Annotated in this window: 13 protein-coding genes; 9 read left to right on the top strand and 4 right to left on the bottom strand. The window is 70.8% G+C overall.

The window, feature by feature from the left end; all coding sequences use genetic code 11:
• The first annotated feature begins 2 nt into the window (after positions 1 to 2).
• The 7 genes from ACFV9H_RS32205 (at position 3) to ACFV9H_RS32175 (ending at position 9,889) form a co-directional block, all read left to right on the top strand.
• Positions 3 to 1,184, top strand: a complete 1,182-nt coding sequence (locus ACFV9H_RS32205; RefSeq protein WP_385405228.1) for a sensor histidine kinase — start codon at positions 3 to 5, stop codon at positions 1,182 to 1,184.
• Between the two features lie 360 nt (positions 1,185 to 1,544).
• A complete protein-coding gene (locus ACFV9H_RS32200; protein WP_385405226.1) occupies positions 1,545 to 2,837 on the top strand; it encodes a sensor histidine kinase in 1,293 nt (430 codons plus the stop codon).
• 516 nt (positions 2,838 to 3,353) lie between these two features.
• Positions 3,354 to 4,013, top strand: a complete 660-nt coding sequence (locus tag ACFV9H_RS32195; protein ID WP_385405277.1) for a LuxR C-terminal-related transcriptional regulator — start codon at positions 3,354 to 3,356, stop codon at positions 4,011 to 4,013.
• A 182-nt stretch (positions 4,014 to 4,195) separates the two neighbouring features.
• Positions 4,196 to 6,139: a 2-oxoacid:acceptor oxidoreductase subunit alpha gene (locus ACFV9H_RS32190; RefSeq protein WP_385405224.1), complete on the top strand. Its 1,944-nt coding sequence runs from the start codon at positions 4,196 to 4,198 to the stop codon at positions 6,137 to 6,139.
• Positions 6,132 to 7,199, top strand: a complete 1,068-nt coding sequence (locus tag ACFV9H_RS32185; protein WP_385405222.1) for a 2-oxoacid:ferredoxin oxidoreductase subunit beta — start codon at positions 6,132 to 6,134, stop codon at positions 7,197 to 7,199. Before ACFV9H_RS32190 ends, ACFV9H_RS32185 begins: the two co-directional genes overlap by 8 nt.
• A 177-nt stretch (positions 7,200 to 7,376) precedes the next feature.
• Complete coding sequence (gene rarD / locus ACFV9H_RS32180) at positions 7,377 to 8,321, top strand: EamA family transporter RarD (RefSeq protein WP_385405220.1); 945 nt, start codon at positions 7,377 to 7,379, stop codon at positions 8,319 to 8,321.
• A gap of 251 nt (positions 8,322 to 8,572) precedes the next feature.
• Complete coding sequence (locus ACFV9H_RS32175; protein ID WP_385405217.1) at positions 8,573 to 9,889, top strand: M28 family metallopeptidase; 1,317 nt, start codon at positions 8,573 to 8,575, stop codon at positions 9,887 to 9,889.
• Positions 9,890 to 10,008: 119 nt separating this feature from the next.
• Here ACFV9H_RS32175 and ACFV9H_RS32170 read toward each other — a convergent pair whose 3' ends face one another.
• The 4 genes from ACFV9H_RS32170 to ACFV9H_RS32155 form a co-directional block, all read right to left on the bottom strand.
• On the bottom strand, positions 10,009 to 10,425 hold the full coding sequence (locus tag ACFV9H_RS32170; protein WP_385405215.1) for a hypothetical protein: 417 nt from the start codon (positions 10,423 to 10,425) through the stop codon (positions 10,009 to 10,011).
• Positions 10,422 to 10,625 (bottom strand): ribbon-helix-helix domain-containing protein, encoded by a 204-nt coding sequence (locus ACFV9H_RS32165; RefSeq protein ID WP_225884906.1) that lies wholly within the window; start codon positions 10,623 to 10,625, stop codon positions 10,422 to 10,424. Before ACFV9H_RS32165 ends, ACFV9H_RS32170 begins: the two co-directional genes overlap by 4 nt.
• 104 nt (positions 10,626 to 10,729) lie before the next feature.
• On the bottom strand, positions 10,730 to 11,947 hold the full coding sequence (locus tag ACFV9H_RS32160; RefSeq protein ID WP_385405212.1) for an outer membrane lipoprotein carrier protein LolA: 1,218 nt from the start codon (positions 11,945 to 11,947) through the stop codon (positions 10,730 to 10,732).
• 232 nt (positions 11,948 to 12,179) lie between these two features.
• Entirely contained in the window at positions 12,180 to 13,190 is a 1,011-nt protein-coding gene (locus ACFV9H_RS32155; protein ID WP_385405209.1) for a polyprenyl synthetase family protein, read from the bottom strand.
• 190 nt (positions 13,191 to 13,380) lie between these two features.
• On the opposite strand from ACFV9H_RS32155, the gene ACFV9H_RS32150 reads away from it, so the two are divergent.
• A complete protein-coding gene (locus ACFV9H_RS32150; protein WP_385405207.1) occupies positions 13,381 to 14,898 on the top strand; it encodes a peptide MFS transporter in 1,518 nt (505 codons plus the stop codon).
• Between the two features lie 32 nt (positions 14,899 to 14,930).
• Positions 14,931 to 16,952: a CocE/NonD family hydrolase gene (locus ACFV9H_RS32145; protein WP_385405206.1), complete on the top strand. Its 2,022-nt coding sequence runs from the start codon at positions 14,931 to 14,933 to the stop codon at positions 16,950 to 16,952.
• The last annotated feature ends 87 nt before the right edge of the window (positions 16,953 to 17,039 follow it).

Genomic DNA, 17,039 nt, shown 5'->3' with positions numbered 1-17,039 from the left:
TCATGACCACGAGCCGTGACACCCCCGACAACGATCAGCCTCCCCCCGTACGGGCCGTCTTCAGCGCCGTGACGTGGAAGGAGATCGCCCATTTGGTGACCAATTTGCCGGTGGCGATCGTCGGATTCGTTTACACGGTTGTCATGGTCGCCGGGACGGGGGTCCTGTCCGTGACGGCGATCGGAATTCCGCTGCTCGCAGGCGGCCTCTATTTGTCTCGGCAATTGGGACGGATGGACCGCGCTCGCGCCCGCGCGCTGCTGGGCGTACGGGTCGACGAGCCGACCCCGATCCCCGGACCGAAGCGGTCCGGCGGATTCTTCCCCTGGCTTTGGACGAGCATCAAGGACCCGGTCGGCTGGCGGACGGTGCTGTACCAGCTGATCCGGCTGCCCTGGGGGGTGCTCACCATCACGGTATCGCTCGTCGGACTGTTCGTGCTGTGGCCGGTGCTGCCGTACGTGGTGCGCTGGCTGGCGAACGTGGACCGCGCGATGGTGCGGGGGCTGCTGTCGCCCGTCGACGAGCTGGAGCGGCGGATCGCGGAGCTGGAGTCCGACCGGGGGGTCGTCGTCGACACGGCCGCGGCGGACCTGCGGCGCATCGAGCGGGACCTGCACGACGGGGCGCAGGCGCGGCTGGTCGCGCTGGCGATGGGGCTGGGCCTGGCGAAGGAGAAGCTGCTGGAGGACCCGGAGGGGGCGGCGGCGATGGTCGACGAGGCGCACGGTGAGGTGAAGCTGGCGCTCCAGGAGCTGCGGGACCTGGCCCGCGGGATCCACCCGGCGGTGCTGACCGACCGGGGGCTGGACGCGGCGCTGTCTTCGGTGGCGACGCGGTGCGTGGTGCCGGTGAAGGTGGCGGTGGACCTGCCGACGGAGCAGCGGCCGGCGGAGGCGATCGAGGGGATCGCGTACTTCGTGGTGTCGGAGCTGCTGCAGAACGTCAGCAAGCACGCGGGACCGGCTGCGCGGGGCGCGAGCGTGGAGGTGTGGCGGGCGGGGGAGCGGCTGCTGATCCGGGTGTCCGATGACGGGCGCGGCGGGGCGGACGTCTCCCGGGGGTCGGGGCTGGCGGGGCTCTCGGAGCGGTTGGGGGCGGTGGACGGGGTGCTGGTGGTGGACTCTCCCGAGGGGGAGGGGACGGTGGTCACGGCGGAGTTGCCGTGGCGCGGGCGCGGCTAGGGGGGCTTGCCGTTCTTTCGGGACTCCCGTCCGGGTGGGCGGGGGGCCCGCTCGCGTGTCGGGCGCCGCGCCGTCTCCGTCTCCTGGGGCTCCGTCCCCGGACCCCACGCCTCAAGCGCCGGCGGGGCTGGAAGGTGCACGGGCGGGTGCCGCGCCGCTTCCTGGGGGCTCCGCCCCCGGACCCCCGCGCCTCAAACGCCGGCGGGGCTGGATTTCGTCCGGGCTGGATTTCGCCCGGGCCTGGTTCGCGGGGTGGGGTTAACCCCCCTGTCGAGAGGCCGACTCGCCGCATGGTTGGGGGGCGGGGCGGGCGGCAGGGTGGAGGGGAACACGGCGGACGGGAAAGGGCGGGTCGGGATCATGGGCAACGGCAAGGTCATCGGGGCGGTCCTGCGGGCCCCCGTCGCGGGGCGGGCCTGGCGGGAGTTCGCGTACCTGCTGGTCGGGCTGCCGCTGAGCATCTTGTACTTCTCGCTCGCCATCACCGGTGTGAGCCTCGGCGCCGGACTGCTCGTCACCTTCCTCGGCGTCCCTGTCCTCGCCGGCGTACTCGCCATGTGCCGCGGCTTCGGGCACCTGGAGCGGGCCCGGGTGCGGCACCTGCTGGGGGTGGACATCGCCCCGCCGGCGCCCATCCGGGCCCGGAAGAGCGGACCCATCGCCGCCATGGGGGCACTGCTCAAGAGCGGGAGCGCCTGGCGGCACGTGCTGTACTCCGTGGTCCAGCTCCCGTGGGCGGTGTTCGGCTTCTGCCTGGCACTGACGTTCTGGGCGTGCGGGTGGGCCTTCCTGCTGTACCCGCTCTGGTTCTGGACCCTCCCGGCCTACACCGAGGAGCCGGGCCTGGTGCTCTTCTCCTTCACGCTCGACTCGCCCGGCGGGATCGCTTTCGCCTTCCTCTTCGGGCTGGCCGTCACCCTGGCGACGCCGTGGGTGATCCGGGCCCTGACCACCGTGGACCGGGTCCTGGTGGCCGGGCTGCTCGGGCCGTCCCGTCTGGACCACCGCGTGACCGAGCTGGAGTCCGACCGGGGGGTCGTGGTGGACACGGCCGCGGCGGACCTGCGGCGCATCGAGCGGGACCTGCACGACGGGGCACAGGCGCGGCTGGTCGCGCTGGCCATGGATCTGGGGCTGGCGAAGGAGAAGCTCGCGGAGGACCCGCGGGCGGCTGCGCGGATGGTCGACGAGGCGCACGGGGAAGTGAAGATCGCCCTCCAGGAGCTGCGGGACCTGGCCCGCGGGATCCACCCGGCGGTGCTGACCGACCGGGGGCTGGACGCGGCACTGTCTTCGGTGGCGACGCGGTGCGTGGTACCGGTGAAGGTGGCGGTGGACCTCCCGGCGGAGCAGCGGCCGGCGGAGGCGATCGAGGGGATCGCGTACTTCGTGGTGTCGGAGCTGCTGCAGAACGTCAGCAAGCACGCGGGGGCGGGGGCGCGGGGCGCGAGCGTGGACGTGTGGAAGTCCGGGGAACGGCTGCTGATCCAGGTCTGCGATGACGGCCGGGGCGGGGCGGGGGTGGCCGAGGGGGCGGGGTTGGCCGGGCTCTCGGAGCGGCTGGACGCGGTGGACGGTGTGCTGGTGGTGGACTCCCCTGCGGATGGGGGGACGGTGGTCACGGCGGAGTTGCCGTGGCGCGGGCGCGGCTAGGGGGGGCTTGCCGTTCTTTCGGGACTCCCGTCCAGGTGGGCGGGAGTCCCGCTCGCGTGACGGGTGCCGCGCCGTCTCCGTCTCCTGGGGCTCCGTCCCCGGACCCCACGCCTCAAGCGCCGGCGGGGCTGGAAGGTGCACGGGCGGGTGCCGCGCCGCTTCCTGGGGGCTCCGCCCCCGGACCCCCGCGCCTCAAACGCCGGCGGGGCTGGGTTTCGTGCGGGGTGGATTTCGCCCGGCGGCGCCGATCTGGTCGGGGCAGGCTGCGCCCTGGGCAGCTGGGGGCTCCGCCCCCGGACCCCCGGGCCTCAAGCGCCGGCGGGGGCTGGATTTCGCCCGGCGGCGCCGAGCCGGCCGGGCCGGGCGGGAATGGGGCCGGGGCCGAAAACTGTCCCCCGGGGGCCGCTCGTTGTCTCGGGTCTAGCCCTGATCCGGTGCCTGGGCTGGGATGCTTGGCCGAGTCAGGGAGTTGCGGGAACGAGTGGACGCGGGAGCAGCTGAATCGTGGAAGACAGGGTGCGGGTGGTCATCGCCGAGGATTCAGTGCTGCTGCGCGAGGGGCTGACCCGGCTGCTGACCGACCGGGGGCATGACGTCGTGGCGGGCGTCGGGGACGCGGAGGCCCTGATCAAGACGGTGGCGGACCTGGCGGCGGAGGACGCGCTGCCCGACGTGGTGGTGGCCGACGTGCGGATGCCGCCGACGCACACCGACGAGGGCGTACGGGCGGCCGTACGGCTGCGGCGCGATCACCCCGGGATAGGCGTGCTCGTGCTGTCGCAGTACGTGGAGGAGCAGTACGCCACCGAACTGCTGGCCGGTTCCACCACCGGGGTGGGCTATCTGCTCAAGGACCGGGTGGCCGACGTGCGGGAGTTCCTCGACGCGGTGGTGCGGGTGGCCCGGGGCGGTACCGCCCTGGACCCGGAGGTCGTCGCGCAGCTGCTGGGCCGCAGCCGGAAGCAGGACGTGCTGGCGGGGCTGACCCCGCGGGAACGCGAGGTGCTCGGGTTGATGGCCGAGGGCCGGACGAATTCGGCCGTGGCCAAGCAGCTCGTCGTGAGTGACGGAGCGGTCGAGAAGCACGTCAGCAACATCTTCATGAAGCTCGGTCTGTCCCCGAGTGACGGGGATCACCGGCGCGTACTGGCCGTTCTCACCTACCTGAAATCTTGATCGACTGACACTCTGTCAGATGTGGCAGATATGGCAGTCCTCGCAGTTTCGGCATACCGGTCGTGCGCCGTCTCAAGGGGCGGCCCGACGGTCCAGAATGTGGTCGCTCCCCGGGACTGCACCCTGACGGACGTAGGGTGGGGTCTGTGGGGGAGCCCACGCCTCGAAGGAGGTCCAGTTCAGTGACCAGCCAGGTCAGCAGCCCAGCCGAACAGGCCGACGGGGCTGGGGGTGCGGTTGTCGGTGGACAGCGCACCCCGCCGAGCCCGGGCGGCAAGGAAGTACGCCGTCTCGATCGCGTGATCATCCGCTTCGCGGGTGACTCCGGTGACGGTATGCAGCTCACCGGTGACCGCTTCACCTCGGAGACCGCGTCGTTCGGCAACGACCTCTCCACGCTGCCGAACTTCCCCGCCGAGATCCGGGCCCCTGCCGGAACCCTGCCCGGCGTGTCGTCGTTCCAGCTGCACTTCGCGGACCACGACATCCTCACGCCCGGCGACGCCCCGAACGTGCTGGTCGCGATGAACCCGGCCGCCCTCAAGGCGAACATCGGCGACGTGCCGCGCGGCGCGGAGATCATCATCAACACCGATGAGTTCACCAAGCGCCCGATGGCGAAGGTCGGCTACGAGACCTCCCCGCTGGAAGACGGCTCGCTCTCCGCCTACAACATCCACCCCGTCCCGCTGACGACGCTGACGGTGGAGGCGCTGAAGGACTTCGGGCTCTCCCGCAAGGAGGCCGAGCGCAGCAAGAACATGTTCGCGCTGGGTCTGCTGTCGTGGATGTACCACCGGCCGACCGAGGGCACCGAGAACTTCCTGCGGTCGAAGTTCGCGAAGAAGCCGGAGATCGCCGAGGCGAACATCGTCGCCTTCCGGGCCGGCTGGAACTTCGGGGAGACGACGGAAGACTTCGCGGTCTCCTACGAGGTCGCGCCCGCGACCAAGGCCTTCCCGACCGGCACCTACCGGAACATCTCCGGGAACCTGGCCCTCTCCTACGGGCTGATCGCCGCGGCCCGGCAGGCCGATCTGCCGCTTTACCTGGGCTCGTACCCCATCACTCCGGCCTCGGACATCCTGCACGAGCTGTCCAAGCACAAGAACTTCGGCGTGCGGACCTTCCAGGCCGAGGACGAGATCGCCGGCATCGGCGCGGCGCTCGGCGCGGCCTTCGGCGGGGCCCTCGGGGTGACCACCACCTCGGGACCCGGCGTGGCGCTGAAGTCCGAGACGATCGGCCTGGCGGTCTCGCTGGAGCTGCCACTGCTGATCGTGGACATCCAGCGCGGCGGCCCCTCCACCGGTCTGCCGACCAAGACCGAGCAGGCCGACCTGCTCCAGGCCATGTACGGGCGCAACGGCGAGGCCCCGGTGCCGATCGTCGCCCCGAAGACCCCCGCGGACTGCTTCGACGCCGCCCTCGACGCGGCCCGGATCGCGCTCACCTACCGGACGCCGGTCTTCCTGCTCTCCGACGGCTACCTCGCCAACGGCTCCGAGCCGTGGAAGATCCCCGAGGTCACGGACCTGCCCGACCTGACGGTCCGATTCGCCACCGCTCCCAACCACGAACTGGCCGACGGCACCGAGGTGTTCTGGCCCTACAAGCGGGACCCCGAGACGCTGGCCCGCCCGTGGGCCGTCCCGGGCACCCCCGGCCTCGAACACCGCATCGGCGGCATCGAGAAGCAGGACGGCACCGGCAACATCTCGTACGACCCCGCCAACCACGACCTCATGGTCCGTACCCGGCAGGCCAAGATCGACGGGATCGAGGTCCCCGACCTGGAGGTCGACGACCCCGACCAGGCGCGCACCCTGGTCATCGGCTGGGGCTCCACGTACGGCCCGATCACCGCCGCCGTCCGCCGGCTGCGGATCGCCGGCATCCCCGTCGCCCAGGCCCACCTGCGCCACCTGAACCCCTTCCCCAGGAATCTCGGCGAGGTCCTGGAGCGTTACGAGAAGGTAGTGGTGCCGGAGATGAACCTCGGGCAGCTCGCCACCCTGATCCGGGCGAAATACCTGGTCGACGCCCAGTCGTACAACCAGGTCAACGGAATGCCGTTCAAGGCCGAGCAGCTCGCGAAGGTTCTGAAGGAGGCCATCAATGACTGAGGTGACCGACGCCCCCAAGCTGCTCTCGCTGGTCCCGAAGGCCGAGGCCAAGCAGTCGGCCAAGGACTTCAAGTCGGACCAGGAGGTCCGCTGGTGCCCCGGCTGCGGGGACTACGCCGTGCTCGCCGCCGTCCAGGGCTTCATGCCGGAGCTGGGGCTGGCGAAGGAGAACATCGTCTTCGTCTCCGGAATCGGCTGCTCCTCGCGCTTCCCGTACTACATGAACACGTACGGGATGCACTCGATCCACGGCCGCGCCCCCGCCATCGCCACCGGCCTGGCCACCTCGCGGCGCGACCTGTCCGTCTGGGTCGTCACGGGTGACGGCGACGCGCTGTCCATCGGCGGCAACCACCTCATCCACGCCCTGCGGCGGAACGTCAACCTGAAGATCCTGCTGTTCAACAACCGGATCTACGGCCTGACCAAGGGCCAGTACTCCCCCACCTCCGAGATCGGCAAGATCACAAAGTCCACGCCGATGGGTTCGCTGGACGCGCCCTTCAACCCGGTCTCCCTCGCCCTCGGCGCCGAGGCCTCCTTCGTGGCGCGGACGGTGGACTCCGACCGCAAGCACCTCACCGAGGTGCTGCGGCAGGCCGCCGACCACCAGGGCACGGCGCTGGTGGAGATCTACCAGAACTGCAACATCTTCAACGACGGCGCCTTCGAGGTCCTCAAGGACAACGACCAGGCCGCTGAGGCGGTGATCCGGCTGGAGCACGGGCAGCCGATCCGCTTCGGTGTCGACGGGCACAAGGGGGTCGTCCGCGACCAGGCCACCGGCGAGTTGCAGGTCGTCGAGGTCACCCCTGCGAACGAGTCGAGCGTCCTGGTCCACGACGCGCACGCCGCCGGCCCCACCACCGCCTTCGCGCTGTCCCGCCTCGCCGATCCCGACACCCTGCACCAGACCCCCATCGGGGTCTTCCGCAGCGTCGAGCGGCCCGTCTACGACACGCTCATGGCCGACCAGCTCGACACGGCCATCGACCAGAAGGGCAAGGGCGACCTCGGCGCCCTGCTGACCGGCAACGACACCTGGACCGTCGTCGGCTGATCAGCCCCTGCCGGACCCTCCCGGACCCCCACGAAGCCCGGATCTCCCGCCCAGGAGGTCCGGGCTTCGCCACGTCGTCACGACAATGTCATGAGTATCTCCCCGTAACGGGCATGACATCGGGCCCCCACGGCGCTACCGTCGTGAGATTGGCCGAAAAGTCGTACAGGAGGGCCCGTGGAGGCACAGAACGAGCAGCGCACGGGTTTGCTCTACGGATTCGGTGCGTACGGAATGTGGGGGCTCGTCCCCCTCTTCTGGCCGTTCCTCAAGCCTTCCGGGGCGATCGAGATCCTCGCCCACCGCATGGTGTGGTCCCTGGCCGTCGTGGGGCTGGCGCTGCTCGCGCTGCGCCGCTGGGGCTGGATACGGGAGCTCGTCCGCGATCCCCGCAAGCTCGGCCTGACCACGCTGGCCGCCTCGGTGATCAGCGTGAACTGGGGCCTGTACATCTGGTCCGTCAACAACGGGCACGTGGTCGAGGCGAGCCTCGGCTACTTCATCAATCCGCTGGTCAGCATCGCCATGGGCGTACTGCTGCTCGGCGAGCGGCTGCGCCGCGCGCAGTGGGTGGCGGTCGGCATCACCTTCGTCGCCGTCCTCGTCCTCGCCGTCGGGTACGGCCGGCCGCCGTGGATCTCGCTGGTCCTGGCCTTCTCCTTCGCGACGTACGGGCTGATCAAGAAGAAGCTCAACATGGGGGGCCTGGAGTCGCTGACCGCCGAGACCGCCGTTCTGTTCCTGCCCGCCCTCGGCTACCTGCTGTGGCTCGGCACCCAGGGGCGGTCCACCTTCGTGACGGAGGGGCCGGCGCACTCCGCGCTGCTCGCCTCGACCGGCCTGGTCACCGCGATCCCGCTGGTGTTCTTCGGGGCCGCCGCGATCCGGGTGCCGCTGTCCACCCTCGGGCTGCTCCAGTACATGGCGCCCGTGTTCCAGTTCGGGCTCGGCGTCCTGTACTTCCACGAGGCCATGCCGCCCGAGCGCTGGGTGGGCTTCTCCCTCGTCTGGGCCGCGCTCACCCTCCTGACCTGGGACGCGCTGCGTACGGCGCGGCGCTCGCGGGCCGCGCTCGCGGCCGTGCCCGTCGCCGTCACGGCTCCGGCGCGCGAACCGGCGTAACGCTCCGCATCGCGGCGCACCACCGCGCATCCCCGGTCTCACGATCCTCCCCCAGCTACCGCTGGGCGGTGCCCCCAGGTACGAAACTCTCGTACCGGGGATCGTCCGTTTTCCGAACTACCCTGACCGAATTGTGGTCTTGACGGACAGTCACACTCTCGCTGAACATCAGGCTCGCACTGACGCACTAACGCTCACCCGCTCGATACCGCTCGTTCCGTTTCATCCCCGCGGAATCCCGGAGCCCCCACATGAGCCTGTCCGTCTCCCGGCGCCTTGCTGCCGTGACCGCCCTCGCGGTCGCGGGCCTGTTCGCCGCCACCGCCCCCGCCGCGCTCGCCGCCCCCACGGCGGTCACCGCGGCCCCGACGCCGCCCGACATCCCGCTGGCCAACGTCAAGGCCCACCTGTCGCAGCTCTCGACCATCGCCGCGAACAACGGCGGGAACCGGGCCCACGGCCGGACCGGTTACAAGGCGTCGATCGACTACGTGAAGGCCAAGCTCGACGCGGCCGGTTTCTCCACCACCCTGCAGACCTTCACCTCCAGCGGCGCCACCGGCTACAACCTGATAGCCGACTGGCCCGGCGGCGACCCGAACTCGGTCCTGATGGCCGGCGCGCACCTGGACTCGGTGTCCTCGGGCGCGGGCATCAACGACAACGGCTCCGGCAGCGCGGCCGTCCTGGAAACCGCCCTCGCCGTGTCCCGCGCGCAGCTCCAGCCCACGAAGCACCTGCGCTTCGGCTGGTGGGGCGCGGAGGAGCTGGGCCTGGTCGGCTCGAAGTACTACGTCAACCAGCTGCCGACCGCCGAGCGCGCGAAGTTCTCCGGGTACCTGAACTTCGACATGATCGGCTCGCCGAACCCGGGCTACTTCGTCTACGACGACGACCCGACGATCGAGCAGACCTTCAAGAACTACTTCGCGGGCCTCGGCGTCCCGACCGAGATCGAGACCGAGGGCGACGGCCGCTCCGACCACGCCTCGTTCAAGAACGTGGGCATCCCCGTCGGCGGCCTGTTCACCGGCGCAAGCAACACCAAGACGGCGGCCCAGGCGCAGAAGTGGGGCGGCACCTCCGGTCAGGCCTTCGACCGCTGCTACCACTCCTCCTGCGACAACACGGCGAACATCAACGACACCGCCCTGGACCGCAACTCGGACGCCGTCGCCTACGCGATCTGGACCCTCGGCACGGCCGTCGTGGTCCCGCCCGGCCCGTCCTTCGAGAACACGACGGACGTGAACATCCCGGACTCGCCCGGCGCCGCGGTGACCTCGCCGATCACGGTCTCGGGCGTCACGGGCAACGCGCCCACCACCACCAAGGTCGACGTGAACATCGTCCACACCTACCGCGGTGACCTGGTGGTCGACCTGGTCGCCCCGGACGGCACGGTCTACAACCTGCACAACCGCAGCGGCGGCAGCGCCGACAACCTCGTCCAGACGTACACCGTGAACGCCTCCAGCGAGGTCGCGAACGGGGTCTGGAAGCTGCAGGCCAAGGACCTGGCCGGGCAGGACGTCGGCTACATCAACAGCTGGAAGATCACCTTCTAGTCCGCGGCTCCACGGCACGACACCCCGGGCCCCGGTGCGATCCCCTCGGATCGCGCCGGGGCCTCCGCGCTGCGGCCACGGGTCCTCCGCGCTGCGGCTAAGCGTCCTCCGCGCTGCGGTTACGCGTCCTCCGCCGCCGCCCGTATCGAGGCCGACAAGGGTTCCTCGATGCGGGCCCGGAGCTCCCGCGCCACCGCCGCGACGTCCGCCCGACCCAGTTTCGCCGCCTCCACCAGATCGCCGAGCTCCTCCGGCGAGGGCAGCTGCTTGGCCCCGGCGACGCGCAGGTACGAGCGCGTCGCCGCGGCCGCGTAGAACTCGTTCATCGGGGATTCCAGCGCCGGGCACACCGCGAGGGTGTGCAGAAACGCGGCGGCCCGCCACGCGGTGTCCGGGGCGGGCTGTTCAGGGACCAGGACGAGGTCGTTCTGGTGCCGGGCGACCGCGGCGGCCACCCCGGAGGGATCCCACACGGCGGGGTCGGACGGGAGGTGGTGAGCCAGAGCGGTCCACGCCCACTCCATGGTGATCTTCAATTGCCGAACCGCTCCTGGAAGTAGCCCCAGTGGTCTGCGAACTCCTCGATGCCGGAGAGGAAGTTCTTCCGGTCCTCGTCGAGTTCGCGTTCCGTGACCTCGGTGATCAGCGCGGTGACCGTGGTCCCCAGCGCCGCCGCACGCGCCTTCAGACGTTCATGGAACTCTTCGTCCAGGCGAATGGTCACGTGTCTCGACATCCCACCACCGTACAGCGGGTGCGCTGTACGCACGTGCGGAACGGCAGAAGGGTGGGCCGGGACACAGTCCCGGCCCACCCTTCGAACACCGTGGCTACATAGGGCTACTTGTTGGCTTCGGCAGCCTTCACCAGCGCGTCCTTCGTGACGGCGCCGACGTAGACCTTGCCGTCGTCCGTGATCAGGGCGTTGACCAGGCGGGTCGACAGGACGCGGCCCTCACCGAACGAGCCGGTGACCTTGTCGCCGAGGGAGTTGAGGAACTGCTTGGCCTCCTTCGGCGCGTTCTTGTCGTTCTCCAGCTCCTTCAGGCCCTTGCCGGCGCCCGAGTCGATGCGCGCGATGGTCGCCCAGCCCTCGCCGAGCACCTTCACGTCACCGTCCTTGCCGTTCGCCCCGTCCATCAGGCCGCCGAGGCCCGGGAAGGAGTCCAGCGCCTTCCAGTGCTCGTCTTCCCCGGCCTTGCCGGCCTCGGCCGCGCCCTCGGTCACCTTGGCGCCCTTCGGCGCGGTGAACTTGAAGGTGTCGGCGGACGGCTTGGCGAAGTCCACCTTGGTGAAGCCCGCGTCCACGATCGGCTTGCCGCCCTGGCTGGAGAGCAGCTGCACGCGCAGCGGCACGCCGTTCTTCGCGTCGACCGCGATCTGGACCGAACCGACCGTGGAGCCGCTCTGCTTGGGCTTGAGGACCAGCTGGTAGGCGTCCCGGCCGGCCACCTGCGCGGTCTCGCCCACGCTGACGTCGGTGGTCGGGCCGGCGGCCTTCAGGACGTCCTGGGCGAGCTGCTGCGGGGAGGCCGCGAGCCGGTCGCCCGGCTTGTGCTCGGTGCCCTTGCCCGCGTCGCCATCCTTACCGGGCTGGGGGGCCTTCTCGTGGAAGACCTCGTTCGACTTGGAGTCGTAGCCCCACACGTCGTCGCCGTTGTGGATGAGGCTGTACTCGTCCTTGCCGTCGAGGAAGGTCAGCTTCTGGCGGTCCGGGCCGTCGGCCGCGACTCGGAAGGTGTGCGTGCCGTTCGCCAGCTGGGCGACCTTGTCCTCCGGGTTGGCCGAGCCACCCGCGACGCCGCCCCCGCCGAGCAGCCCCGTCGCGATCTTCGGCAGACCCAGGTCGGTGCTGATCTTGGCGGTGCCGGACAGCTCCTGCACGTCCGAGGCGGCGATCTTCTCGATCAGCTGCTGCGCCGTCACCTTCGGCAGATCGGGCCCCCCGGCGTTGGCGAAGGCCGGGACCATCGCCACGGTCGCCGCGGCCACACCCGCCACCGCCACCGGTACGGCGTACCGAGCGATCTTGCGAGAAGTGTTCGTGTTCGCTGCCATGTCAGTGCCCTGCCCTCTGTGTCCAAGGCGGCGACCCCCGTGTCGCCGCGCTCACCCGATCTGGTGGGGTTGATGACTCCATCTGACCAAATCGGCGGGGCGGGGGCGTCACTCCCCGGACGCAACTGTGCGTACGACCGTGGGATGACACGGGAAGGGCCCTTCCACCCCGACCCGTAGGGGTCGACGGGGCGGAAGGGCCCGTTCCACTGCCGAAGACGAAGGACACGTCCTAGCCCGCGCGGTGCACCACCGCGTCGCAGAGTTCCTCCAGCGCCGACTTGGCGAAGCACTCGGGCAGCGGCGCGAGCATGGCCCGCGCGTCCTCCGCGTACCGGATGGTGTCGCGGCGGGCCTGCTCCAGGGCGGGGTGCGCCCGCAGTCGGGTGAGCACCTCGGCGTGGCGCGCGTCGTCCGTCAGGTCGCCGTCCAGGAGTCGTACGAGTTCCAGGTCGGCCGGGTCGCCACCCTGGGCCGCCATCTCCCGCAGCCGCAGCACGGGCAGGGTCGGGATGCCCTCGCGCAGGTCGGTGCCCGGGGTCTTGCCCGACTCGTGGGCGTCGGAGGCGATGTCGAGGACGTCGTCGGCGAGCTGGAAGGCGGTGCCGAGGCGTTCGCCGTACTGGGTCAGGATGTCGACGACGGACTCGTCGGCACCGGACATCAGCGCGCCGAAGCGGCCGGAGACGGCGATCAGCGAGCCGGTCTTGCCGGCGATGACGTCGAGGTAGTGCGCGACGGGGTCGCGGCCGTCGCGCGGGCCGGCCGTCTCCAGGATCTGGCCCGTCACCAGCCGCTCGAAGGCCTCGGCCTGGATGCGCACGGCCTCGGGGCCGAGGTCGGCCAGGATGTGCGAGGCGCGGGCGAACAGGAAGTCACCCGTCAGGACGGCCACCGAGTTGCCCCAGCGGGTGTTGGCGCTGTCCACCCCGCGGCGCACGTCCGCCTCGTCCATGACGTCGTCGTGGTAGAGCGTGGCGAGGTGCGTGAGCTCCACAACGACGGCGGAGGGCACGATCCCGGGCGCGTACGGATCGCCGAAGCGGGAGGCGAGCATCACCAACAGCGGCCGGAAGCGCTTGCCTCCGGCGCGCACGAGGTGCTGTGCGGCTTCGGTGATGAAGGGGACTTCGCTCTTGGTGGCTTCCAGCAGACCCGCCTCGACGGCGGCCAGTCCGGCCTGGACATCGGTCTCAAGAGCCTGGTCCCGCACGCTCAGTCCGAACGGCCCGACGACGGTCACGAGGGGTACTCCTGTCTGCTGACGATCACGCTGACGATCACCTGGATTGTCGATGTGTCGCTGCCATCACTCAACCCAGCGTATCGGGTCTGTTTTCGATCACGGAGAGCGCCTGTCCGGCCGACACACGCGCACTGTCCGAACCGCACCGGTATGTTCTTGAGGAGCCGAAACAACCGGAGAATACGTTTTGTCCAGAACTGCGACCGATATAGACGAGCCCGCCGATCCGCCAGGCCACCAGCCGCCGCCCCCCGACGACCACGCCTTCCTCGGCCACCCCCGGGGCCTCGCCACGCTCTCCGGACTGGAGATCTGGGAGCGCTTCTCGTTCCTGGGCATGCAGGCCATCCTCGTCCTCTACTTCGCGGACACGGTGGCCGACGGCGGCCTGGGTATGGACCCGGGCACCGCGGCCTCCGTCTCGGCGGCGTACGGGACCATGGTCTACCTCGTCTCCGTCGCGGGCGGGTGGCTCGCCGACCGCGTCCTCGGTTCGTACCGCGCCGTGTTGTGGGGCGGCGTCCTGATCGCCTGCGGCCACTACGCGATGGCCGTGCCGACCGCCGCCATGACCTGGGTGGGCCTCGGCCTGATCAGCGCGGGCACCGGCCTGCTCAAGCCGAACGTGGCCGGCATGGTCGGCAAGCTGTACCGGACGGACGACGAGCGGCGCGACGCCGGCTTCGCCCTCTACTACATGGGCATCAACATCGGCGCCTTCGCCGGCCCCCTGATCACCGGCTGGCTCGGCGAGCACAAGGGCTGGCACTGGGGCTTCTCCGCCGCGGCCGTCGGCATGACCGCGGGCCTGGTCCAGTACGTCCTCGGCCGCCGCCACCTGGCCGGACGCGAGCACTCGGCGGAGTTCGGCCTCGCCCCTGACGCCATGCGCTCGACCGTGACGAAGATCATCGGCAGCGGGCTCGTCCTCGTCGTGCTCGCCACCCTCCTGGCGGTCACCGGTTGGCTGACGATGGGCCGCTTCGTCGACCTGCTCACCCTCGCCTCCGTGATCGCCCCGGTCGTCTACTTCGCGATCATGTTCCGGAGCTCCCGAGTGACGGACGAGGAGCGCGGCCGGCTTCGCCCGTACGTGGTCCTCTTCCTGGCCTCGGTCGCCTTCAACTTCATCCTCTTCCAGGCCTACTCGACGATGATGCTGCTGGCCTCGACCAACGCCCGCACCGAGATCCTCGGCTTCCACTTCCCGGCGAGCTGGTACGCCTCCGCGCTCGGCGCCTTCGAGGTGCTGCTCGCCCCGGTGGTCGCCGCGCTGTGGGTCCGGATGGGCCGCCGCCAGCCGCACTCCTCGAACAAGATCGCCATCGGGGTGATCCTGGGCGGCCTGTCCTTCCTGCTGATGATGATCCCGACCTCCGGGCAAGGCGCGGACACCTACGAGATGGCCGCCTGGTGGATCGTCGGCTCGTACCTGCTGCTCGGCCTCGGCGACATCCTGCTGGAGACCTCGGGCATGTCCGCCACCACCAAGCTCGCCCCCAAAGCCTTCAGCAGCCAGACCATGGCGCTGTGGTTCCTCTCTCTGGCGCTGGCCAACGGCATCCAGGCGCAGCTGGTCAAGCTCTACGGCGAGGTGTCCGACCCCGTGTACTTCGGCGTGAACGGCGCCGCCGCGGTCGCGGCGGGCCTGGCCGTGATCGCGCTCGCGCCGTGGCTGCGGCGCACGATGCACCCCGTCCACTGAGGTCCACGGAGGTTCACTGAGGTGGTTGTCGAATGATCATCCGTACCGAGTTCCCGTACGAGACCACCCACGAGGACGTCCGGATCCCGCTGCCCGACGGAGTCGAGCTGTACGCCCGGATCTGGCGCCCGGTCACGGACGAGCCAGTCCCGGCGCTGCTGGAGTACCTCCCCTACCGGCTCACCGACTGGACCGCGCCGCGCGACTGGCAGCGCCATCCCTGGTACGCGGGCCACGGCTACGCCTCCGTACGGGTGGACGTGCGCGGCCACGGGTGCAGCGGGGGCCGTCCCGGCGACGAGTACGACGCCCGCGAACTGGCCGACGGGGTCGCGGTGGTGCAGTGGCTGGCGGCGCAGCCGTGGTGCACGGGGTCGGTGGGGATGTTCGGGATCTCCTGGGGCGGCTTCAACTCCCTCCAGATCGCGGCCTTGGCCCCCGAAGCGCTGAAGGCGATCGTCACCGTCTGCTCGACGGACGACCGCTACGACAACGACGTGCACTACATGGGCGGCTCGGTGCTGGCCGTCGACATGCACGCGTGGGCGGCGACCATGCTGGCCTTCGCCTCCCGCCCGCCGGACCCGAAGTTCGTCGGCGACGGCTGGCGGCAGCAGTGGCTGGACCGGCTGGAATCGGTCGAACCCCTGATCCACACCTGGCTCTCCCACCAGACCCGTGACGGCTACTGGCGCCACGGCAGCGTCTGCGAGGACTACTCGGCGATCGGCGCGGCCGTCCTCGCCGTGGGCGGCTGGCACGACCCGTACCGGGACACCGTGCTGCGACTGGTCTCCGCGCTGCCTTCGTCGCGCGTCCGGGGCCTGATCGGGCCGTGGTCGCACCAGTACCCGGACCGGGGGCTTCCGCCGGGCCCGGCGATCGGCTTCCTCCAGGAGACCCTGCGCTGGTGGGACCACTGGCTGAAGGGCGCGGACAACGGCGTCATGTCCGAGCCGCTGCTGCGCTCCTGGATCAGCGACTCGCACCCGCCGGCCACCGTGTACGAGGAACTCCCCGGCCGCTGGGTCGGCGACCGGAGCTGGCCCTCGGCCTCCGTCGTCCCCGTCCCGTACGGGCTCCAGGGCGCGCCGGTGGTCGTGGCGTCACCGCAGCACACCGGGCTGGACGCGGGCCGGTTCTTCCCGTTCGGCAACGCCGCGGACCTGCCGCCGGACCAGCGGGAGGAGGACGCGAAGTCGGCGTGCTTCGAGTTCCCGGTGGGCGGCGGGTCTCCCGGCGAGCCCGTGGAGCCGGTGGAGATCCTCGGGCGGCCGTCCGTGACGGTCCGCCTCCGCCTGGACGTGCCGTACGGGCAGGTCGTGGCCCGGCTGTGCGACGTCGCCCCCGACGGCTCCTCGACGCTGGTCACCCGGGGCGCGCTGAACCTGTCGGCCCGGCAGGGCCGGGACAGGGCGGTGCCGTGGCCGGTGGGCTCGTACGAGGACGTCACCTTCGAGCTAAACGGCATCGGGCACTCCTTCCCGCCGGGGCACCGCATCCGCCTCGCGCTCTCGTCCGCGTACTGGCCGTGGATCTGGCCGCGGGCCGGCTCCGAGGCGGGCTGGACCCTGGACCCGGCGGGCAGCGTCCTGACCCTCCCGGTCCGTGCACCGTCCCCCGCCGACGAGGGGATCGTCTTCGAGGCACCGGAGCAGTCGGAGCCCCTGGGCGTGTCCTTCCCGGCCACGCTGGACGAACCGCGCCCGGAACGGCTGGTCGTACGGGACGTCGCGCGCGGGGTGTGGCGGCTGGAGGTGGACCCGCGGTACGGGGGCACGCGGGTGTACCCGGACGGGCTGGAGTACGGCGAGGACGCGGTGGAGGAGTACGAGATCGCCGACGGGGACCCGCTGTCGGCGCGGACGCGCTCGGAGTGGCGGATCCGGTTGCACCGGCCGGAACTGGGCTGGGACGCGCGTGTGGAGACCCGGTCGGAGATCGCGTGCGACGCGGGCGGCTTCCTGACGTCGAACGAGGTGGTGTGCCGGGAGGGCGACGAGGTGGTCTTCCACCGCACGTGGGAACGCCGGTTGCCGCGCGCGGCGGGTTGAGCCGGGTTCAGCTGCCCTGGCGGGCAGCCCTGGGGCTCCGCCCCAGACCCCGCGCCTCAAACGCCGGCGAGGCCGGAACATCCGGCC

The organism is Streptomyces sp. NPDC059874 (assembly GCF_042731135.1).
GTDB lineage: Bacteria > Actinomycetota > Actinomycetes > Streptomycetales > Streptomycetaceae > Streptomyces.
The sequence above is the reverse complement of the archived record's forward strand: the minus strand, read 5'-3'. Positions and strand labels throughout refer to the sequence as shown.

Coding starts and splice junctions, on each gene's coding strand:
- ACFV9H_RS32205 (WP_385405228.1), top strand. CDS start 3: ATGACCACGAGCCGTGACACCCCCGACAACGATCAGCCTCCCCCCGTA.
- ACFV9H_RS32200 (WP_385405226.1), top strand. CDS start 1,545: ATGGGCAACGGCAAGGTCATCGGGGCGGTCCTGCGGGCCCCCGTCGCG.
- ACFV9H_RS32185 (WP_385405222.1), top strand. CDS start 6,132: ATGACTGAGGTGACCGACGCCCCCAAGCTGCTCTCGCTGGTCCCGAAG.
- ACFV9H_RS32175 (WP_385405217.1), top strand. CDS start 8,573: ATGAGCCTGTCCGTCTCCCGGCGCCTTGCTGCCGTGACCGCCCTCGCG.
- ACFV9H_RS32165 (WP_225884906.1), bottom strand. CDS start 10,625: ATGTCGAGACACGTGACCATTCGCCTGGACGAAGAGTTCCATGAACGT.
- ACFV9H_RS32160 (WP_385405212.1), bottom strand. CDS start 11,947: ATGGCAGCGAACACGAACACTTCTCGCAAGATCGCTCGGTACGCCGTA.
- ACFV9H_RS32145 (WP_385405206.1), top strand. CDS start 14,931: ATGATCATCCGTACCGAGTTCCCGTACGAGACCACCCACGAGGACGTC.